Origin of the sequence: Halosimplex amylolyticum (assembly GCF_051414035.1) — an archaeon.
GTDB lineage: Archaea > Halobacteriota > Halobacteria > Halobacteriales > Haloarculaceae > Halosimplex > Halosimplex amylolyticum.
The window spans coordinates 1,104,405-1,122,897 of sequence record NZ_JBLKNW010000001.1 but is presented as its reverse complement, the minus strand read 5'-3'; the positions used below and the strand labels follow the sequence as shown (position 1 = coordinate 1,122,897).

General features: G+C 69.1%; 19 protein-coding genes and 1 pseudogene. 15 read left to right on the top strand and 5 right to left on the bottom strand.

All coding sequences use genetic code 11. The features are described 5' to 3' along the window. The 3 genes from ACMGFE_RS05360 to ACMGFE_RS05350 all read right to left on the bottom strand — a co-directional run bounded on the left by ACMGFE_RS05360 (position 1) and on the right by ACMGFE_RS05350 (position 4,245). Positions 1 to 1,233, bottom strand: a complete 1,233-nt coding sequence (locus ACMGFE_RS05360) for an FAD-dependent oxidoreductase (protein WP_436924045.1) — start codon at positions 1,231 to 1,233, stop codon at positions 1 to 3. 91 nt (positions 1,234 to 1,324) lie between these two features. Beyond that, positions 1,325 to 3,313, bottom strand: coding sequence for an AMP-dependent synthetase/ligase (locus ACMGFE_RS05355; RefSeq protein WP_436924044.1), 1,989 nt, complete (start codon positions 3,311 to 3,313; stop codon positions 1,325 to 1,327). A 293-nt stretch (positions 3,314 to 3,606) separates the two neighbouring features. Next, the gene (locus tag ACMGFE_RS05350; protein ID WP_436924043.1) at positions 3,607 to 4,245 is read right to left on the bottom strand and encodes a helix-turn-helix domain-containing protein; all 639 of its coding nucleotides are present in this window, start codon (positions 4,243 to 4,245) and stop codon (positions 3,607 to 3,609) included. A gap of 84 nt (positions 4,246 to 4,329) precedes the next feature. Here ACMGFE_RS05350 and paaA point away from each other — a divergent pair, with 84 nt between their 5' ends. The 8 genes from paaA to ACMGFE_RS05310 all read left to right on the top strand — a co-directional run bounded on the left by paaA (position 4,330) and on the right by ACMGFE_RS05310 (position 9,284). Continuing rightward, positions 4,330 to 5,280 carry a 1,2-phenylacetyl-CoA epoxidase subunit PaaA gene (gene paaA, locus ACMGFE_RS05345; protein WP_436924042.1) on the top strand — a complete coding sequence of 317 codons (951 nt, stop codon included), beginning with the start codon at positions 4,330 to 4,332 and terminating at the stop codon, positions 5,278 to 5,280. A gap of 2 nt (positions 5,281 to 5,282) precedes the next feature. After that, positions 5,283 to 5,660 (top strand): 1,2-phenylacetyl-CoA epoxidase subunit PaaB, encoded by a 378-nt coding sequence (gene paaB, locus ACMGFE_RS05340; RefSeq protein WP_436924041.1) that lies wholly within the window; start codon positions 5,283 to 5,285, stop codon positions 5,658 to 5,660. Next, positions 5,660 to 6,493: a 1,2-phenylacetyl-CoA epoxidase subunit PaaC gene (gene paaC / locus ACMGFE_RS05335; protein WP_436924040.1), complete on the top strand. Its 834-nt coding sequence runs from the start codon at positions 5,660 to 5,662 to the stop codon at positions 6,491 to 6,493. The genes paaB and paaC overlap by 1 nt, the downstream gene beginning before the upstream one ends. After that, positions 6,490 to 6,948: a 1,2-phenylacetyl-CoA epoxidase subunit PaaD gene (paaD, locus tag ACMGFE_RS05330; protein ID WP_436924039.1), complete on the top strand. Its 459-nt coding sequence runs from the start codon at positions 6,490 to 6,492 to the stop codon at positions 6,946 to 6,948. The genes paaC and paaD overlap by 4 nt, the downstream gene beginning before the upstream one ends. Further along, positions 6,948 to 7,121 carry a 1,2-phenylacetyl-CoA epoxidase subunit PaaE gene (gene paaE, locus ACMGFE_RS05325; RefSeq protein WP_436924038.1) on the top strand — a complete coding sequence of 58 codons (174 nt, stop codon included), beginning with the start codon at positions 6,948 to 6,950 and terminating at the stop codon, positions 7,119 to 7,121. The genes paaD and paaE overlap by 1 nt, the downstream gene beginning before the upstream one ends. A 32-nt stretch (positions 7,122 to 7,153) precedes the next feature. Beyond that, a complete protein-coding gene (locus tag ACMGFE_RS05320; RefSeq protein ID WP_436924037.1) occupies positions 7,154 to 7,708 on the top strand; it encodes a hypothetical protein in 555 nt (184 codons plus the stop codon). Between the two features lie 65 nt (positions 7,709 to 7,773). Continuing rightward, a complete protein-coding gene (locus ACMGFE_RS05315; protein ID WP_436924036.1) occupies positions 7,774 to 8,658 on the top strand; it encodes an NOP5/NOP56 family protein in 885 nt (294 codons plus the stop codon). Then, positions 8,655 to 9,284 carry a fibrillarin-like rRNA/tRNA 2'-O-methyltransferase gene (locus tag ACMGFE_RS05310; RefSeq protein WP_436924035.1) on the top strand — a complete coding sequence of 210 codons (630 nt, stop codon included), beginning with the start codon at positions 8,655 to 8,657 and terminating at the stop codon, positions 9,282 to 9,284. Before ACMGFE_RS05315 ends, ACMGFE_RS05310 begins: the two co-directional genes overlap by 4 nt. Before the next feature lie 284 nt (positions 9,285 to 9,568). Here the strand turns inward: ACMGFE_RS05310 and ACMGFE_RS05305 are convergent, their stop codons facing one another. Then, complete coding sequence (locus tag ACMGFE_RS05305; RefSeq protein WP_436924034.1) at positions 9,569 to 9,784, bottom strand: PLDc N-terminal domain-containing protein; 216 nt, start codon at positions 9,782 to 9,784, stop codon at positions 9,569 to 9,571. Positions 9,785 to 9,965: 181 nt separating this feature from the next. Here ACMGFE_RS05305 and ACMGFE_RS05300 point away from each other — a divergent pair, with 181 nt between their 5' ends. The 3 genes and pseudogenes from ACMGFE_RS05300 to ACMGFE_RS05290 all read left to right on the top strand — a co-directional run. After that, positions 9,966 to 11,051: a glutamate--cysteine ligase gene (locus ACMGFE_RS05300; RefSeq protein WP_436924033.1), complete on the top strand. Its 1,086-nt coding sequence runs from the start codon at positions 9,966 to 9,968 to the stop codon at positions 11,049 to 11,051. Between the two features lie 131 nt (positions 11,052 to 11,182). Further along, the gene (locus ACMGFE_RS05295) at positions 11,183 to 11,848 is read left to right on the top strand and encodes a winged helix-turn-helix transcriptional regulator (RefSeq protein WP_436924032.1); all 666 of its coding nucleotides are present in this window, start codon (positions 11,183 to 11,185) and stop codon (positions 11,846 to 11,848) included. Between the two features lie 99 nt (positions 11,849 to 11,947). Beyond that, a pseudogene (locus ACMGFE_RS05290) lies at positions 11,948 to 12,427 on the top strand (phosphopantetheine adenylyltransferase); the annotation flags it as partial. A gap of 147 nt (positions 12,428 to 12,574) precedes the next feature. On the opposite strand, the gene ACMGFE_RS05285 reads toward ACMGFE_RS05290, so the two are convergent. Continuing rightward, positions 12,575 to 12,883, bottom strand: coding sequence for a transcription initiation factor IIB family protein (locus ACMGFE_RS05285; protein WP_436924031.1), 309 nt, complete (start codon positions 12,881 to 12,883; stop codon positions 12,575 to 12,577). A 634-nt stretch (positions 12,884 to 13,517) separates the two neighbouring features. On the opposite strand from ACMGFE_RS05285, the gene ACMGFE_RS05280 reads away from it, so the two are divergent. The 4 genes from ACMGFE_RS05280 (at position 13,518) to ACMGFE_RS05265 (ending at position 18,467) form a co-directional block, all read left to right on the top strand. After that, positions 13,518 to 15,026 carry an MATE family efflux transporter gene (locus ACMGFE_RS05280; protein WP_436924030.1) on the top strand — a complete coding sequence of 503 codons (1,509 nt, stop codon included), beginning with the start codon at positions 13,518 to 13,520 and terminating at the stop codon, positions 15,024 to 15,026. Between the two features lie 138 nt (positions 15,027 to 15,164). Beyond that, positions 15,165 to 15,785 (top strand): YIP1 family protein, encoded by a 621-nt coding sequence (locus ACMGFE_RS05275; RefSeq protein ID WP_436924029.1) that lies wholly within the window; start codon positions 15,165 to 15,167, stop codon positions 15,783 to 15,785. Positions 15,786 to 15,874: 89 nt separating this feature from the next. After that, positions 15,875 to 16,138 (top strand): hypothetical protein, encoded by a 264-nt coding sequence (locus ACMGFE_RS05270; protein WP_436924028.1) that lies wholly within the window; start codon positions 15,875 to 15,877, stop codon positions 16,136 to 16,138. Between the two features lie 133 nt (positions 16,139 to 16,271). After that, positions 16,272 to 18,467, top strand: coding sequence for a DHH family phosphoesterase (locus ACMGFE_RS05265; RefSeq protein ID WP_436924027.1), 2,196 nt, complete (start codon positions 16,272 to 16,274; stop codon positions 18,465 to 18,467). The last annotated feature ends 26 nt before the right edge of the window (positions 18,468 to 18,493 follow it).

Sequence of the window (18,493 nt, the reverse complement as noted above, 5' to 3'; positions counted from 1 at the left end):
CTACGCGAACCGGTCGAGCCCGAACGCCGAGACGTCCGCGTCGGTCTCGCCGTCGAGGGTCAGGTCCGCGAGCACCGCTCCCAGCGCGGGCGCGAACTTGTACCCCCGACCCGAGAGCCCGGCGGCGACGGCGACGCGCCCCTCCGCCAGCGTGTCGACGACGAACTGGCCGTCGGGGGAGTTGGTGACCAGCCCGGTGTCGAGTCGGAGCGTCGACCCCGCCGCGCCGGGGACGTAGCTGTCCGCGAACGCTCGGAGCGGCCGCTCGTCGGCCTGCGTCGGCTCCGCGAGATTGTCCGGGTCGGTCGGTCGGAAGTCCGCACGGCCGAACTTCATCCCCGGCAGGTACACCCCGGGCACGCCGTAGTAGTTCTCGCCCTCGACGGTCGCGACGAACGGCGGCACGGGATCGCCGTCGGTCCGGACGACTTCGGGGGAACCATCGACCGCTCCCTCGGTCTCGGAATCGGCGCTACCCCGGTCCGCTTCGTCCGCACCGTCCCGGACTTCGGCGTCGTGGTTCACCCGTGGGCCGGCGCTCGGCGCGAACCAGGCGGTCGCGTGGCGACAGGGCTCGAGAACGCCGTCGAGGGCGTCGACCGACTGGGCGGCCCAGGGGCCGGCGGTCACGACGAGTCGGTCCGCCAGGTACGAGTCGCGGTCGGTGTCGACGCGCACGCCCTCGGCTGTCCGCGACCAGTCGACGACCCGTTCGCGTGCCTGCACCGTCGCGCCCTCCGAGAGCGCCGCGGAGACGTGGGCCACGACGCCGCGCTCGGAGGCGACGACCGCGCCGTCTGGCTGGTAGAGCGCCTGGGCCCCGTCGGGGAACTGGTAGGCCGGAAAGCGCTCGGCCAGTTCGGCGCCGGTGAGCGTGTCGAACGCGAGGTCGTGGCGCTCGCACGCGCGTCGGGCGCTGTCCACAGGTTCTTCGCCCCCGACGGCGACTGCGAGCGACCCGGTGTCGGTCAACAGGTCGGTCCCGGTCTCGCGTTCGAGGTCGCGCCACCCCTCGTGTGCGCGGTCGGCCAGCGCCATCGTGGCGGGCTCGACGTCGAGCAGCCGCTGGAGGAGTCTCGTGCGGCCGTGCGACGAGCCGCGGGCGTGGGGCACGTCGAACCGTTCCAGTCCCAGCACGTCGGCGCCTCGCCGCGCGAGGTGGTACGTCGCCGCGCTCCCGACGCCCCCGACCCCCAGGACGATCGCGTCGTATCGCCCGCCGCTCGGTGTCATAGGGGCCACTGCGCGTGCATCCGGCAAAGCGGTTACGTCATCGCTCCGTCTGACGCACCCACCGAGAACCACCGCCGGTCGACCGCTGCGGTCAGTCCGCCTGTGCCCGCGGCTCCTCGTAGATCCGCTCGATGGCGTCGTCGTGGACGTGGCGGATGTTCCGCCGTTTCTTCTTCATCGAGGGGGTGAGCAGGTCGTTCTCGGCGGTCCACTCCCGGGAGACGAGTTCGAACTGCTTGATCCGCTCGACGCGTTCCAGGTCCGCGTTGACCTCCTCGATGGCCTCGCCGACCCACTCGCGGACGCGCTCGTCGCGACAGACGGCCTCGTCGTCGTCGGGCAGGTCGATGCCCTCGCGGTCCGCCCAGCGGCGCAGCGCCTCGAAGTTGGGCACCACGACGGCGCCGATGAACTTGCGCTCGTCGCCGACGACCATCAGCTGGTCGACGCGGTCGCTGGTGGCGAACCGGTCCTCGATCGGTCCCGGCGCGACGTTCTTCCCCGTCGAGAGCACGACCAGCTGTTTCAGCCTGTCCTTGTAGCGGAGGTACCCCTCGGGGGTGACCTCGACGATGTCGCCCGTCCGGAAGTACCCGTCCTCGGTGAACGCCGCCTCGGTTTCGCCCGGTGCGTTCCAGTAGCCCTCGGTCACGTTCGGGCCATCGACTTCCAGTTCGCCGACCGGGCCCGCTGCCTCGGGGAACTGGTCCGGGCCGACGGCGGACTCGTCGACGCGCGCGTCGACGTCGACGACGGGGGGACCCATCGTCCCCGGACGGATCGCCTCCGGCGGGTTAACGGAGATGACCGGCGACGTCTCGGTGAGGCCGTACCCCTCGACGACGGGGATCCCCATGCCGAGGAACATCTGCGCGAGTTCCTCGCTGAGGCTGCCGCCGCCGCTGACGAGGAACTCGACCTCGCCGCCGAGGCGTTCCTTGACCGTCGAGTAGACGAGCCGGTCGGCGACCGCGTGTTTCGCCCGCAGCCCGAGTCCCGGTTCGTCGGCGCGTGCGTAGTCGCGTGCCACGTCCACCGCCCACTCGAAGATCCGCTCTTTCGCGGCGGAGTCGCTGGCCTGTTCGCGCATGTTGTCGAAGATACGCTCGTACACGCGAGGCACGCTGGCGCCGGAGGTCGGCCGGAGCAGTTCGAGGTCCTCGGGGAGGGTGTCCGGGCTCTCCGCGTAGCCGACCGCCGCGCCCGACGCGAACATCAGAAAGTGACCCGAGAGGCGCTCGAAAACGTGCGCGAGTGGGAGAAAAGAGATCGACCTGGAGTCGTCGTCGAGCACCGGGACGTCCTCCTTGTCCGGGCGCGGCCCCATCCGCTTGCGGCACTGGTTGACGTTCGACCGGAAGTTGCGGTGAGTGAGCCGCACGCCCTTGGGCTGGCCGGTCGTCCCCGACGTGTAGATGATGCTCGCCAGATCGTCGGGATCGCGCTCGGCGATCCAGCTCTCGTAGGACTCCAGGTCGAAGGTCTCGTCGCCGCGGTCGTGTAGTTCGGCCAGCGTCAGCACGTCGTCGCGGTCGGCGGCCGGACCGTCCGGGGCGCACTCGTCCATGACGACCGAGAAGGAGAGATCGAGGTCGTCTTCGACCTCCTGGACGCGTTCGAGGAGCGACTCGTCGCCGGCGACGACGCCCGTCGCGTCCGGGTCGTCGAGCAGGTAGCGGACCTGTTTCGGCGAGGAGTCCGTGTAGACCGTCGTCACGACGCCGCCGGCCGCGAGGACCGCGAAGTCGGCGAGCGCCCACTCCATCCTGGTCTCGGCGAGGATCGCCACGCGGTCGCCCGCCTCGACGCCGAGGTCGCGGAACCCGGCGGCGAGCCGGCGGACGACGGATCGCATCTCCATGTACGTGATGTCGGTGAACTCCCCGGGCGGTGCCGCCGGGATGACCTCCGGTGTGAGCGAACGGTCGTAGACGCTGCCTTTGTACCGCTGGGCCGTGGCCTGGGCGTACCGGTCGGCCGCGGCCTCGTACATCGCCGCGAGCGTGTCCGTCCCGACGACCTCGTCGGTGTAGGACTGCTCCGCGGCCCACCACTCGCCCGTGGGCTCAGGAGAAGCCATAGCACGGCGTAAGCCACGCTGCATGATATATGTTATCGAACCCCCGACCAACTATCGTTCGTTGAACGATCACAAACGATCGGTTTGTTTCTGGCTGTCGCACGCCGTCGACGCGAGCGTGGCGGTCCGTATGGCGAGCGCACGGCGAACGCACGGCGAGCGCACGGCGAACGCACGGCGAGCGCACGGCGAACGCACCGCGTTCACATGGGGACTGCCGGGAATCGATATAGCGATTTCCGGTTTACGGCCACGAGTACGCCCGGAAACCGCGACGACGAAAGCGACGGGCATCATCCGAATATCTGGCCGAAAATCGACGCCTGTGCCCGGTGGACGCGTTCGAGAAAGGCCGACTTGCTGATCCCGAGTTCGGCCGCGGCGTCGGAGGCCGTCGCCTCTCTGGGCACCGCGAAGTACCCGGTCTCCAGGCCGACTTCGACGGCTGCGACCTGCGCTGGCGTGAGATTCCAGTGGGCCGAGACGGACGGTTCGCCGTCCGGGCCGAGGGGCGTGGCCCGCTCGATGGTGACGCCGACGGCGTCGCCGGCCGCTTCGAGCACGCCCTGCAGGACCTCGCGCCCGACGACGGCGCCGCTGTAGAACTCCTCGCCGTCGCGGTACCGGATCGACTCCGCGAGAAAGCCCGCGTTCGTCAGTTCGTGGACCACGCAGGGGGCCTTCGACAGGCAGCGATACGTCTCGCGACCGTTCGCCCGCGCGACGTGGAGGTAGCGGACGCGGTCGTCGTCGTCGAGCGCCTCGGCGACGCCAGAGTCGGCGGGGCCGCTGCAGTGGACCAGCGCGTTGCCGTCAGCACGGAGCTGTGGCGGCCGCGCATCGACTGTCGTCGCGGCCGCTTCCGACGCTCGCGCGACCGGGCAGTCGTTGCCCGTCACCCGGAACTCGACCGCGAGACACTGGTCGATCATCCCCGGATCGTTCGACCCCCGCGTATATAAACCCGCGATATAGGCGGGTGAATACGTACCCGCCACAGAACCGTAACGATTAATATGAACATAGAGGCGACGAAAGCCCGGGCCGGACCGAGGGAGTTCGGTCCTTCCGACGACATGCCCGCGGAGTACCGGAAGGCGGCGACGCGGATGCTCCAGTTCCACGCGAACAGCGAGATCATGGGGGCGTACCTGGAGAAGCCCTTCATCAGGCAGTCGCCGAGCATCGACCGGAAGCTCGCGTTCAGCGCGAAGGTCCAGGACGAGATCGGCCACGGCCAGCTCCTCTACCGCGCGGCGGAAGCGCTGGGCGTCAAGACTCGCGAGGAGATGCTGGACGAACTCGCCCGGGGAGACGGGAAGTTCCTCAACTGCTTCCACTACGAGATGACCGACTGGGCGGAGACGCCGATGATCGCCTTCTTCGTCGACGGCGCGGCGATGAAGCGCCAGGCGACGCTCAAGCAGTCGAGCTGGACCCCCTACGCGCACGCGATGGACAAGATCTGCTTCGAGGAGGGGTTCCACGTCAAACACGGCGAGGACATCATGCGCGAACTCGCGACGGGGTCGCGCAAGGAGCAGCGGTTGCTCCAGGAGGCCTTCGACGAGTGGTGGCCGCGCATCCTCCAGTTCTTCGGCCCGACCGACGACAAGAGCACCCACCACGACTTCGCGGCCGACGTGGGCCTGAAGACGATGACGAACGACGAACTGCGCAACCAGTTCCTCAACGCCTACGTCCCGAAAGCGCGCAAGTACGGGCTGGAGATCCCCGACGAGCCGCGTATCCGGTATCACGAGGACCGAGACCACTACGAGGTCGTCGAAGACGACCTCGACTGGGACGAGTTCTTCGCCATCGCGAAAAACGAGTACCCCGAAGGCCTCGACCAGATCGAGGGGCGGGCGAACGCGCGCGACGCCGTCGCGTGGGTCCGGGACTCGCTGGAGGAGAGCGACGCGAGCGCGTCGGGGAGCGCGGCGGCCTCCGCCGGAGGTGACTGAGGATGCGCTGGGAAGTCTTTCGCCAGGGCAAGCGCGGCGACTACCACAAACACTGCGGGGACGTCCACGCGCCCGACCGAGAGATGGCGACGCTGTTCGCCCAGATCCAGCACGGGCGGCGGATGACGACGAACAGCCTGTGGGTCGTCCCGAGCGACGAGGTCACCGAGATCGACGCGGACGACACGGCGTTCGGGGGTCGGACGGACAAGGCCTACCGCTGGGCGACGACGTACAACGTCGACGCGAGCTTCGCCCAGGAAGTGGCGGACTCCGAGCGAGAGCAGGCCGCGGTCGAGGGTGGCGAGGTCGGAGGGAGCGACGCGACCGAGACCTCGACAGCGAGCGGTGAAACCGCGAGCGACGGAGGTGACGGCTGATGGCGAAGCCCCGAGCGCTGGCCGAACTGGACGACGAGGAGCGATCGGCTGCAGCGGCACTCCTGTTCAGGCTCGCCGACGACGAGTTCGTCCTCGCGGAGCGCTACACCGAGTGGCAGGTCGTCGCGCCCACCCTCGAATCGGACCTGTCGCTCTCGAACATCGCACAGGACGAACTCGGGCACGCGCGCGTGTGGTTCGACGCGCTCGGCGAACTCGGCCACAGCGAGCAGGCGCTCGTCTGGGAGCGCGACCCGGGGGAGTTCCGCCACAGCACGCTCGTCGAGTTGCCGTTCGCGGAGGGCGACTGGGCCGACGCGATCCTCCGGGGATACCTCTACGACGTGGCCGAGGACCTCCGCCTCGACGCCGTCGAGGGGTCGGGGATCCGGGAACTCGTCGACCCGGTGGGAAAGATCCGCAGCGAAGAGGCGTATCACCTCGAACACGCCCAGAACTGGCTCGAACGACTCTGCGACGACGAGACCGGCCGGGAGCGGGTGCAGGCGGCCGCCGATCGACTGTTCCCGCACGCGCTGACGCTGTGGGCTCCGGGACCGGAGGCGTCCGCGATCCGCGTCCACGAGTTCCGCGGTGAGTCGCTCGAATCGATGCGGGGGCAGTGGCTCGATACGGTCGCCTCGTTCCTGGAGAGCCTGGACGTCTCGGTGCAGCTGGACCCCGGAGACGATCCCGCGGAGTTGCTTCCCGACGTCCGAGGCCGGGATGGAAACCACACCGACCACTGGTCGGCACTCCACGAGGAGTTGACCGAGACCTACCGCGAACTGGGTCGGAGCGACGTGCGACGACTCCGGGGTGAACAGGCGTGAGCGACGCCGATTCGGGCGTCGACGCGCCCAGCGGTGACGTCCCCGACGAGGACGCGTCTGACCCGACGCCGTGCGCATACACCGATTACCACGATATCAAATCCGGGGGCGGCCGGGATCTCCCGGCCACAGGAGACGGCGCGGAGGGCGTCGAATCCCGTGTCTGGGACGCGCTTCGTGGAGTCGAGGACCCGGAGATGCCGATCAGCGTCGTCGACCTCGGGCTGATCTACGGCGTGACCGTCGCCGACGAGGTCGCGACGGTGGAGATGACGCTCACCTACACGGGGTGTCCCGCCCGGTCGATGCTCACCGACGAGATCGAGCGAGCGGCAGGCAGTCCCGACGAGGTCTCGACCGCCGACGTGCGACTGGTGTGGTCGCCCGAGTGGACGCTAGACATGGTGACCGAGCCGGGACGCGAGCGACTCCGCGAGTTCGGGGTGAGCATCTGATGGGCCGCCGCGCCGACCCGAGCGTCGCGGCCGGTGCTGAGGGCGCGCCGGTCGCGTGTCCCTACTGCGGGTCGACCGAGACGGAGCGCGACCACCCGAAAGGTCCCTCGCTCTGTCGGTCGATGCACTACTGCAACGCCTGTGACCAGCCCTTCGAGGCGATGCACGACTGAAGACTCTTCACCCCCCGTAGCCAACGGGGGCCATGCGCGTTCACGCGGTCGTCCTCGTCGCACTTGTGGCGGTCACTGCCGGATGCGGCGCCATCGGGGGGCAGCCCCCCGACGCCAGGACGGACACGCGGGCGCCGACGGCGACGGCGACCGACGAACCCTGTCGAACCGACCTGCTACTGACGTCCAACGGAAACGAGCAGGTGACGCCGAAACCACTCCCCGACGAGCGACCGGACCTGACTCCGGAAGCGGTCGCGCAGTACGCGCGCGAGTACGAACGAGTGTTCGCCCACAACCACGAACTCGGCGAACGCGCGCGCGACGTGACCGTCGAGTTACAGGGAACGACCGTCAGGTCGGTCGACGGCGGCTTCCGCGTCCGCGTACACGTCTGGACGGTGACCACCGTCGATCCGCCGGCGGGGGCGACCGACACCGGGACGATGAGCAGGGAATCGTTCTACGACGCCCACTACTTCGTCTCCGAGACGGCGCTCCGTCGCGCCGAGACGGACCGCCACGGCGACCTCCCCGACGCCGACCTCTCCCAGTCCGGCGTCACGCTCGCGTGCTGGGACGGGTAGCCCCGGACGCGCGGAGCGACGGCCACACCGGGGTCCTTTTTTGGACAGCGCGGTGAATCGGGAGTATGACCGAACACGACGGGTGGTTCGCGGGACTCGACCCCGGCGACGCCGACGCCGCGGTCGAGCGGATCCGGACCGGGTCGGCCTCGGAGCCGGCCGAATGGTCGGCGCTCGCCGTCGAGGAGGGGTTCGCCGACGACGCCGACGACTACTACGAGCGCCTCCACGACGCGACGATGGCCGCCGCCCGTGCGGGCGTCCACGAGCGTGAGCGCGCGGACGACAAACAACTCATCCACGCCGTCCGCGCCATGGACGACTGCGAGCGCACCGCGAACGAACTCGCCGAGCGCGTCGCCGAGTGGGCCGGCACCCGCTTCGACGACGCGGGCACCGGCGTCGACTACGCGCGTGACCTCGCCGATGCGGCCGAGGACCGAGAGCCCGCCGACCCCGGGGAAGAACGCCTCGTCGCCCTCGCCGAGCGGACGGCCGCGCTCGCCGCGGAAGCCGAGGAGCTACGGACCTACGTCGAAGAGACGACGCCCTCGGTCGCGCCGAACCTCGCGGCGATGGCCGGACCGGTGCTCGCCGCTCGACTGATCTCGCTGGCCGGCGGGCTCGACAGCCTGGCGAAGAAGCCGTCGAGTACCGTGCAGGTGCTCGGCGCCGAGGACGCGCTGTTCGCCCACCTCCGTGGGTCGGCGAGTTCGCCGAAACACGGCGTCATCTTCACCCACGAGTACGTCCGCGGCACGCACCCGGACGAACGCGGGTCCGCCGCCCGCGCGCTCGCGGGGAAACTCACCATCGCCGCGCGCGTCGACCACTACAGCGGCGACCGCAAACCCGAACTCGACGCCGAACTCGACGAACGCATCGCGACCATCCGCGCGCGGACCGCGCCAGATGGAAGCGACGACGGCAACGGAGGTGACGGCTCGTGAGCGACCTCCCCGACGGCGTCGAACGGCGGGAGCTTGACGGTGTCGAGCGGCTGGCGACCGTGGGCGAACCGGTGTACGGCGAACCCACCGACGGCGAGTGGCGCGCGTGGAACCCCGACCGGTCGAAGCTCGGCGCCATGCTCGAACTCGGGATGGACACCGGACTCGCCGGCGGCGAGACGGTGCTGTACCTCGGCGCGGCGGCGGGGACGACCGCCAGCCACGTCGCCGACTTCGCCGGCCCGACCTACGGGGTCGAGTTCGCTGCCCGACCCGTGCGCGACCTGCTCGACGCGGCCGAGCCCCGCGACAACCTCTTCCCGCTGCTGAAAGACGCCCGCAAGCCGGAGACGTACGCGCACGTCGTCGAACCCGCCGACGTCGTGGTGCAAGACGTCGCCACGCGCGGGCAGGCGAAGGTGGCGACGGCCAACGAGACGTTCCTCCGCGAGGACGGCCGACTCCTGATCGCGATCAAGGCCCGGAGTGAGGACGTGACTCGCGACCCGGAAGACGTGTTCGCGGACGTGCTCGACGAACTCGAATCGACCTACGAGGTGCTGGAGACCGAGCGGCTCACGCCCCACCACGACGACCACCTCGGCGTCGTCGCGACGCCGCGCTGAGCGGTGTTCCGCCCTGGATTCTCGCCCCGCGACCGGCCGCCCGGCCGTCGTACCGGAGGGGTTATCCGTCGACAGGAGACAGATACGGGTAGACGGCACGGTCAGCAGCACCTTTCGGCTCGCGTGGTTTCCACGTGGGCTATCGCTGACTGGCCTAAACCGTCTCTCTAATGCCCCGAGCGGTGGCTATCGCGACGCTCGGTGAGAGACGGAACCGCCGAACGGACCAGACGAGTGGTGACGCAGAAACCGCGATTCTCTGGCGAACGGTGCCGCCGTGCCGATCAGATCCTGTCCCGACCGACGAGGAAGTACAGGACGATTCCCAACAGTGGCGCCAGGAAGACGACGAGCGCCCAGAGGAACGCCGGCTGGCTGCTGTTGGTCTGTGCGTCCTGGTACGTCCAGACGATCATCGCGAGCGAGACGACCAGCAACAGGATGGCGAACAGGAAGAAAAACGCCGCTGCGCCGGACTGTAAGGCGATCGTGGAGGGCATCTGTGACGGATGATTCAGTTATGTTGATAAATATTTTGTGTTGCGCGGTCGAGTGAGCGGCGCCACACGAGCCCACCGTCCGAGTTCGAAGCCGCGGACGGTTCCCAGTTCGGAACTGCCGACGACCGACGCACGCGGGAGAAGGGAAAATTTTAGCGCTGTCGGCCCGACGTACGTGTCGATGGACGAGCGGGGTTCGCGCGACGCCTTCAGCCGGATGGGTACGATCGGTATCGAGGAGGAGTATTACGTCGTCGACGAGGACGGCCGCCCCACCTCGGGCACGGACGAACTCGTCTACGAGTCGGACCCGCCAGAGCTGCTGGACGGACGGCTCGACCACGAACTGTTCAAATGCGTCATCGAGTCCCAGACGCCGGTCATCGAGGAACTGAGCGACGCTCGCGAGCAGTTGCTCGCTGTCCGCGAGGCACTCGTCGACCACGCTACCGCCCACGGGTTCGACATCGCCGCCGCCGGACTCCACCCGCTCGCGAAGTGGCGCGAGCTCGAACACGCGGAGAAGCCGCGCTACAAGTCACAGCTCGACCGCATCCAGTACCCGCAGCACCGCAACACGACCGCGGGCCTGCACGTCCACGTCGGCGTCGACGACGCCGACAAGGCCGTCTGGATCGCGAACAAACTGCGCTGGCACCTGCCAGTGATGCTCGCGCTGTCGGCCAACTCGCCGTACTGGAACGGTTTCGACACCGGGCTCCAGTCCGCACGGGCGAAGATCTTCGAGGGACTCCCGAACACCGGGATGCCGACCGCCTACGAGGACTACGAGGCGTTCGACGACTTCGAGCGCCGGATGCTGGAGACCGGGAGCATCGACGACCGCGGCGAGCTGTGGTTCGACGTGCGCCCCCACTCGGGCCACGGCACCGTCGAAGTCCGCACCCCGGACGGGCAGGCCGACCCCGAGCGAGTGCTCGCGTTCGTGGAGTACACGCACGCGCTGGTGGAAGACCTCGCCGCCCGCTACGAGGACGGTGAATCCGGTGACGACTTCCGGCGGGAGCTGTACGACGAGAACAAGTGGCGCGCGATGCGCCACGGTCAGGACGCCGCGCTCCTGGACCAGGAGTTCCAGTCGACGACGGACCTGGACGAGATCGTGGATCGCGAAGCCAGTCGGCTCGGGGTGGACGGGATCGCAGCCCTTTACGACGCAGAGAGCGGGGCCCGGCGCCAGCGGCGACTCCGCGAGGAAGCGGGCGTCGACGCGCTCTGTGACGCGCTCCGCCTCCAGTACGAGTGAGACTGCGGCGGGGGCGGCCCCAGGCCGGCCAGTCGGGTCGCCGACCCTTCGGCCCGCCGGGAGTACCGGCGAGCGGGAACGTCGGCAAGATTTTTACCCGACAGGGGCTTTCGTCCTTCTAGAAGCGACGTATGTCTACAGACGATCCTTCGGACGACGGCGAGGGGACCGACCAGCCGGACGCGGACTTACCGGACGGCGACGGTGGGAACGTGCGCGAACGGCTCGAACAGGAGGCCGACAAGGCGGTCACGCAGTTCGACGAGGGGATCGTCGACATGCTCTCGTGGGTACTGGAGACCGAGACGCGGGCGCGCATCTACGTCTTCTTGCGACAGAACCCCGACAGCACCAGCGACGAGATCGCCGACGGGACGGGGCTGTACCCGTCCACGGTGCGGGAAGCGCTGGCCGAGCTCCACGACGAAGGGAAGGTCACGCGACAGAAACGCGAGAACGACGGCGCCGGCAACAACCCCTACGAGTACAGCGCGATGGCGCCGAGCGACCTCGTCGGCAACGTGGTCGACGACGTCCAGGAGGAACTCAACACCGTCTTCAATCTCGACCAGATCCTGGGGAGCGACGACGACGAGCCGACGGTCGACTCGGAACCCGTCACCATCACCGTCGAAGACGACACCGACGAGACGGGCGACACCGACGAGTCGGCCGGCGGCTTGGCCGACGACGGGACAGGCGACGACGCGGGCGGGGACGACACAGGGACGGGCGTCGCGGGCGGGAACGACGCTGATTCCGACGGCTCCGACGACGAGGAGCACGACGACTACTGACCCGCAGGGAACGGGTTTCCCTTCTCAGCTGACGGTCGTACGGACGGAGTTCGCGGAAAGCCGAAGGCACTTTACCGGGGACCCCCCAACTGAGCGTGTATGAAGGTCGCGCTGGGTGGAACGTTCGACCCGGTCCACGACGGGCACCGCGCGCTGTTCGAGCGCGCGTTCGAACTTGGTGACGCGACGGTGGGCCTGACGAGCGACGAGCTCGCGCCGACGCTGCGGGACGAGAACCGCTACGTCCGTCCGTACGACCAGCGCGAACGCGATCTCGACGACGAACTCGCGGCCATCGCCGACGAGCACGGCCGCGACTACGAGATCCGGAAGATCGACGACCCCACCGGGTTCGCCCCCGAGCCGCAGTTCGACGTCATCGTCGTCTCCCCGGAGACCGAGACCGGCGGCAAGCGCATCAACGAGATCCGCCGCGACCGCGGGATCGACCCGCTCGACATCGAAGTCGTCGACCACGTCTACGCCGAGGACGGCGAGATCATCTCGAGTACGCGCATCGTCCGCGGCGAGATCGACGAACACGGCAACCTGACGCCCGACCGCGACGGCCGGGAAGCCCCCACCGAAACCGAAGTCGACACCGCGACTGCGGCCTCCTCCGCCAGACCGGCCGAGGCAGAGTCGGCGGACGCGGAGACGGACGACGCCTGATTCTCACCCGCGGTAGTCGCTCGGCGACTGCACCAGTCGACCGCACACGATAGGCTACCAGCCCGGCGCGTCCAGCCCTTCGCCTTCGAGGATGTCCTTCCAGCGCTGCTGGATCGTGAGCCGGGACACGTCGGCGGCGTCTGCGATCGCGTTCTGGCTCCGGCGGTCGCCTTCGACCAGGCCGGCGACGTAGAGACTGGTCGCCATCACCGCCCGCTTCGAGCGATCGGTGTCGGGGACGTTCGAGAGGAAGAGATCGGCCGCGCGCGAGCGGACCGCGGGATCGAGTTCGAGGCGCTCGGCGATGGCCTCGATCTCGTCGAGCCACTCGGCGTTCTCGACCTGGTCGCGGGCGCTGTACATCGATCCCCCGTAGCCGTTCCGCCTACTTAAATCCACGACGGGGCGAGTGGTCGCTCGCTTCGGCGGGGCCAGTGTGAAGTGACGACGTGGTCGCGACAACGCCCGTCGCTTTCCGCACGCCACGCCTGCGGAAGATATAAATCCGGTACTGACCTCTGCCTGGGTAGTTCCGATGAGCGCCGCCCTGTAACCGGGCCTGACACTCGCAGGCCCACGGCCGGTCGCTGCGGTCGAAAGCCGTCGCTTCAGGATAGCGGCGCTCGCTGCCCACGCTTCGCCCGGAGCGACCGGTTCGGCGACCTGCACTCTTCGTACACGGACAGGGATCGTTCGCTGATCGAGTAGTCCGCCGAGAAACTCCGGAACTCCAGATGACCCGACCGCCACGCAATCGCCCCACAGCCCCCCGACTCCCGATTCGAGAGAGCCAGTCACACAACCGACCGACCGCCCCCCGAGCCTGTGAGAGCGGTTCGGACGAGCGGCCACCCCGCGATTCGGCCTCGGCCGCGTTTGCGACACCCGTCCCGGTACGCTCCCCGGACAGCGGCGCGGATCGACGCCCGACGGCCGGTCCACGGGGGCTATCGCACGAGCGGCGTGCCCTTCGAGTGGTCGCGGACGGGGGCAGACAGTGACGGGGACCGCAGACGACCAGTCGGGGCGATTCACGCGGGGATCGATCGTGCGGTCCCTGCTCGTACTGGCCGGACCGCTCACCGCGACGCAGTTGTTACAGGTGGCGTACAACCTCACGGACACGTTCTGGGTCGGCCGACTCGGCGCCGACGCGGTGAGCGCGCTCTCCTTTTCCTGGCCGCTCATCTTCCTGCTGATCAGTGTCGGCGGGGGGATGACCAACGCGGGGACCATCCTCGTCTCCCAGCACGTCGGTGCAGGCAACGACGACCGGCTCGGTCACGTCGCCGGCCAGACGATCGCGTTCGTGGGCGTGCTGTCGATCGTCGTCTCGGTTCTCGGCGTCGCCGTCACGCCGCAGTTACTCCGGATCGTCGGTGCCCCGGCGGGGACGGCGATCCACGACCTCGCCGTCACCTACACGCGGATCGTCGTCCTCGGGATGCCGTTCACCTTCGGATTCTACGTCTTCATGGCTCTCCTCCGCGGCTGGGGAGACGCGAGGACCCCGATGTACCTGATGGTCCTCAGCGTCGGCCTCAACATCGCGCTCGACCCGTTTTTCGTCCTCGGGTTCGCGGATAATCCGCTGTTCGGCTGGCTGGGCCTCGGCGGTGTTCAGGAGTCGCTGTTCAGCGCCACCGGGTTCACCGGGTTCGGCGTCGCAGGCGCCGCCGTCGCGACAGTCTTTTCGCGTGCGATCGCCGCCGCTGTCGGCCTGTGGTTGCTCTTCGGCGGCCGCGTCGGTCTGCACATCGCGCTCGCGGACCTCCGCCCCACAGCCGAAACCGTGACGAAGATCGTCCGCATCGGTGGCCCCGGAGCTATCGACCAGAGCACTGAATCGATCGCGACGATCGTCATGACGGCGCTCGTGGCCACGGTCGGGACGGACGCCGTCGCCGCGTACGGCATCGGCAACCGGTTCGTCTCGCTCGTCTGGCTCCCGACCGTGGCGATGGGGATGTCCGTCGAGACCGTCGTGGGGCAGAACCTCGGCGGCGGCAACCGCGATCGGGCTCGTCGGACGGTGTACGTCGCCATCGCGATCCTGGCGGCGGCGTTCGTCGTCGCCGGCGCGCTCACGGTCTGGTACGCTCGCCCCATCGTCGGCCTGTTCATCACCGGTCCCCAGGCCGGCCCGATCGTGGACCACGGCGCGGCGTTCCTCCGGATCGTCGCCCCGACGTGGGCGATCATGGCCTCGTACCACATGATGAACGGAGCCTTCTACGGGTCGGGATCGACGCGGATGGCCATGGGGATCGGCGTCACGACGCTGTGGGGCGTTCGAGCGGTCGTCGCGGCGCTACTCGTCCTCGCGTTCAGTTTCGGCGCCGCCGGTGCCTGGTACGCCATCGCCGTGTCGAACTGCACCGCGGCGGTCGCCGGAGCCGTCTTCTTCTTCCGCGGCCGGTGGCTGGAAGGCGTCGTCGCGGGCGACTCACCGGCCGAAACGAACGGCCAAGTGGGGACGGATGGCGATCCCGAGACGACCGACTGATTCAGTCGACTCGCCCGACGCGGACTCGGGCCCGGTCGAAGATGAACGGGGGGCTCGCGGACCGCGCTGTGAACGAGGAAGCCCGATGGAACACGTCGTTGCGCAAGCGTCATACCGGTGCTGTCCGTACCCTCCGCCGTGACACAGTGGGTCGAGAACCCGACGGGCGGGCGAGACCGCGGGCCGGGCGCGCTCGCTCGTGCGTGGGCGGAGGTGCTCGTGCGACCCCGCCGGCTCTTCCGGTCGGGCGTCGCGCCGGGCGACCAGGCGCCGGGGCTGGTGTTCGCGGGGACGGTCGTGTTCGTCGAAGAACTCACGCGCGTGCTCACCGGCGCGGCCGCCTACCCCGTCTTCGGCGGGCGGCCGCTGGCCTCGACTGCTCTCGTGCTCGCCCTCGCCGTCGTCTTCGTCGCGCCCGCGGCGCTGCACCTGACCGCCGCGGTCCTGACGCTCATCCTCGTCCCGACCGCCCCCGACCGCGCGGGCGTCAGCGAGACGGTCCAGGTGATCGCCTACGCGACCGCGCCCTGCGTCTTCGCCGGCCTCCCCTCTCCGCTCGTCCGCGTCGCGGCGACCGGATACGCGAGCGTCCTCCTCGCCGTCGGGATCAGTGACGTCCATCGCGTCTCGCTCCCGAAGGCGGCGGTCCTGGCGGCCGTCCCGGCGGCGCTCGTCTTCGGGTACGGCTTCCGCGGGTTCGCCGCCCTCTCCGCGCTGACCGGGCTGACCTGGGCGGACGTGGTCGCCGCCGTCGCCTGAGTCGCCATGCATCCGTCGCTCCTCCAGTCGTCGCACTCGGTTCCGGTCGGACCACGGCAGTTTAAGCGCGCGCCGGCCGGATCGACGGTATGCTCAGTCTGGACCTCGCGGAGTTCATGTTCGAGGTGAAAGACGGCGCGATCAAGCACGTCGGCCCGTCGAACAAGACCGCGTCGGCGAAGCTCTACGACGTCGAGGGCGTCGACGTGCGGGAGTTCGGGGACAAACGCGTCAAGATCGCCTTCGAGGACGAGGACGGCAACGAGGTCGAGGTGGCGCTGTTCCCGGAGCAGGCCCGAGCGGTGGCTCGCGGGATCGAACTCCTCGAAGACGACAGTCCCGTCTTCGAGTGAGATCGGGGGTTTCTCGACCATCGTATCCGGCGAAATCGCCCGTCTAGCGACGTCGAACCGCCCGTTCGGGTCGTGGGCCGACGGCGAGCGCGTTTCGACAACCGTTTTAGGGTCGGGCCGTTTCTACCTGCCAATGGGTTCGTGTATCATCTGCGGAAAGTCTGTCGACGGTCGCATCTGCGACCTTCACGAGGAAGACGTCGTCTTCGAGTTCCGAGGGAACCAGCCCGACCAGCTGACGGTCGATCGCTACTACCGCGGAACGGTCGACGGGTACGCCGAGTTCGGCGTGTTCGTCGACATCGGCGACAGCGTCACCGGACTGCTCCACCGGAGCGAGCTCGACCGACGGCTCGAGAGTCTCGACTGGGAGTCCGGCGACACCGTCTTCGTGCAGGTACAGCAGGTGCGTGACAACGGGAACATCGACCTCGGCTGGTCCATCCGCCAGGCCGAAGCGGAGTTCCGCGGCACGCTCGTCGACGACCCCGCGAAAGACGCACCGTATCTCAAAGAGGACGAATCGGGAAATGAGGACGCGGCAGCCGACGACGATTCGGCTGCCGACGAGTCCGGTCGAGGCCAGTGCGACGACACCACCGAGGTGACGGGCCGCTCCGAGAGTCAGAGCGACCGCCGGGACGCCACCGTCGGACGCGACGCGGAAGACGCTGGCCAGACCGACGAGGAACCGGCCGAAACGGCGGCCGCGACCACGACGGAGTCGACCGCGACCTCCGCCGGAGCCGACACAGGCTCCAGCGGTGAGGGCGGCGCGGCCGCTACCAGCGGCGGTAGCGGCGGTGCCAGCGCTGTCACCGAAGAGCCGTCCCACGTCGCCATCGAGACGCTGTCCGACCGCGTCGGCGAGACGGTTCGCCTCGAAGGCGTGGTCGAGAGCGCGCGCCAGACCAGCGGTCCGACGGTGTTCGAGGTCCGCGACGAGACCGACAGCGTCGAGTGCGCCGCGTTCAAGGAAGCTGGCGTCCGCGCATACCCCGAGATCGGCGGCGACGACGTGGTCCGACTGGACGGCGAAGTCCGCGAACGACGCGGCGAGCTCCAGGTCGAGACCGAGGCGCTCGTCAAGCTCGAAGGCGACGAGCGCGAAACCGTCGAGGACCGACTGGCCGACGCGCTCCGCTCGCAGGCCGAGCCCGACACCGTCGACCCCATCGCTGACGACGACGTCGTCGCGGGACTGACCGACGAGGTCCGCGAGGTCGCGACGGCAATCCGGAAAGCGGTGCTCGAAGAGCGACCGGTCGTGGTTCGACACAGCGCGACTGCCGACGGCTACGTCGCCGGCGTCGCGCTGGAGCGGGCGACGCTCCCGCTCGTGCGCGACCAGCACGACCAGCACGACGCGGTCTACCACTACTTCGACCGTCGCCCCCTCGAAGGCGGCGTCTACGACATGGACGACGCGACCAAGGACGTGACGCGGATGCTCGAAGCCCGCGAACGCCACGACGAGAAGCTCCCGCTGTTCATCTTCGTCGCCGCCGGCGGGACCCGCGAGTCCCTCGACGGCTTCGAACTGCTCGACCTGTACGGCGCGGGCCGCGCGCTCGTCGACGACATCGAGGTCGACGCCGAGGTGGCCGAGACGGTCGGCGCGCTCGTCGCGCCGGCGGCAGCGGACGCGGCCGAGACCACTTCCTCGACGCTGGCCGCCAACGTCGCCGCCCACGTCAACGACGACGTGCGCGACGACCTCCGACACCTCCCGGCCGTGAGCTTCTGGGAGGACACGCCCGAGGCGTACGCCGAGGCCGCGAGCGACGCGGGCTACGACGCCGAGGCGGTCCGCGAGGTCCGCGAGGCGGTCGCCCTGGAAGCGTTCTACCAGTCCTACGAAGACAAGCGCGAACTGATCACGGACCTCCTGTTCGGCGAGGGCGACGGCCACGGCGGCCTCGCCGGTCACGTCAGCGAGCAGTTCCGCGAGAAGCTCGACGCCGAGGTCGAGACGGCGGAAGCCAACCTCGACACGCAGACGCTCGACGACACGAAGGTGGCCGTCCTCGACACGGACGCGTTCACCCACCGCTACGAGTTCCCGCCGACGGAGCTCCTGCTCGACGAGCTTCACCGCCGCCACCGCGACGACGTGGCTGCGGTCATCGGCGTCTCCGAGGACGAGCTCCACATCCGGAGCGACGCGCCGATCGATGTGCGCGACGTCGCCGACCGCGCCCGCGAGTGGGTGCCCAACGCCGGCCTCACGGCCACGTCCGCTCGCGACGGCAAGCTGGAGTACATCGCCGGCGAGCGCTCGGCCGTCCTCGACACGGTCATCGACGTCGTCGCCGACGAAGTCGCCTGAGCGACTGAAACCCGACTGTCCTTTCT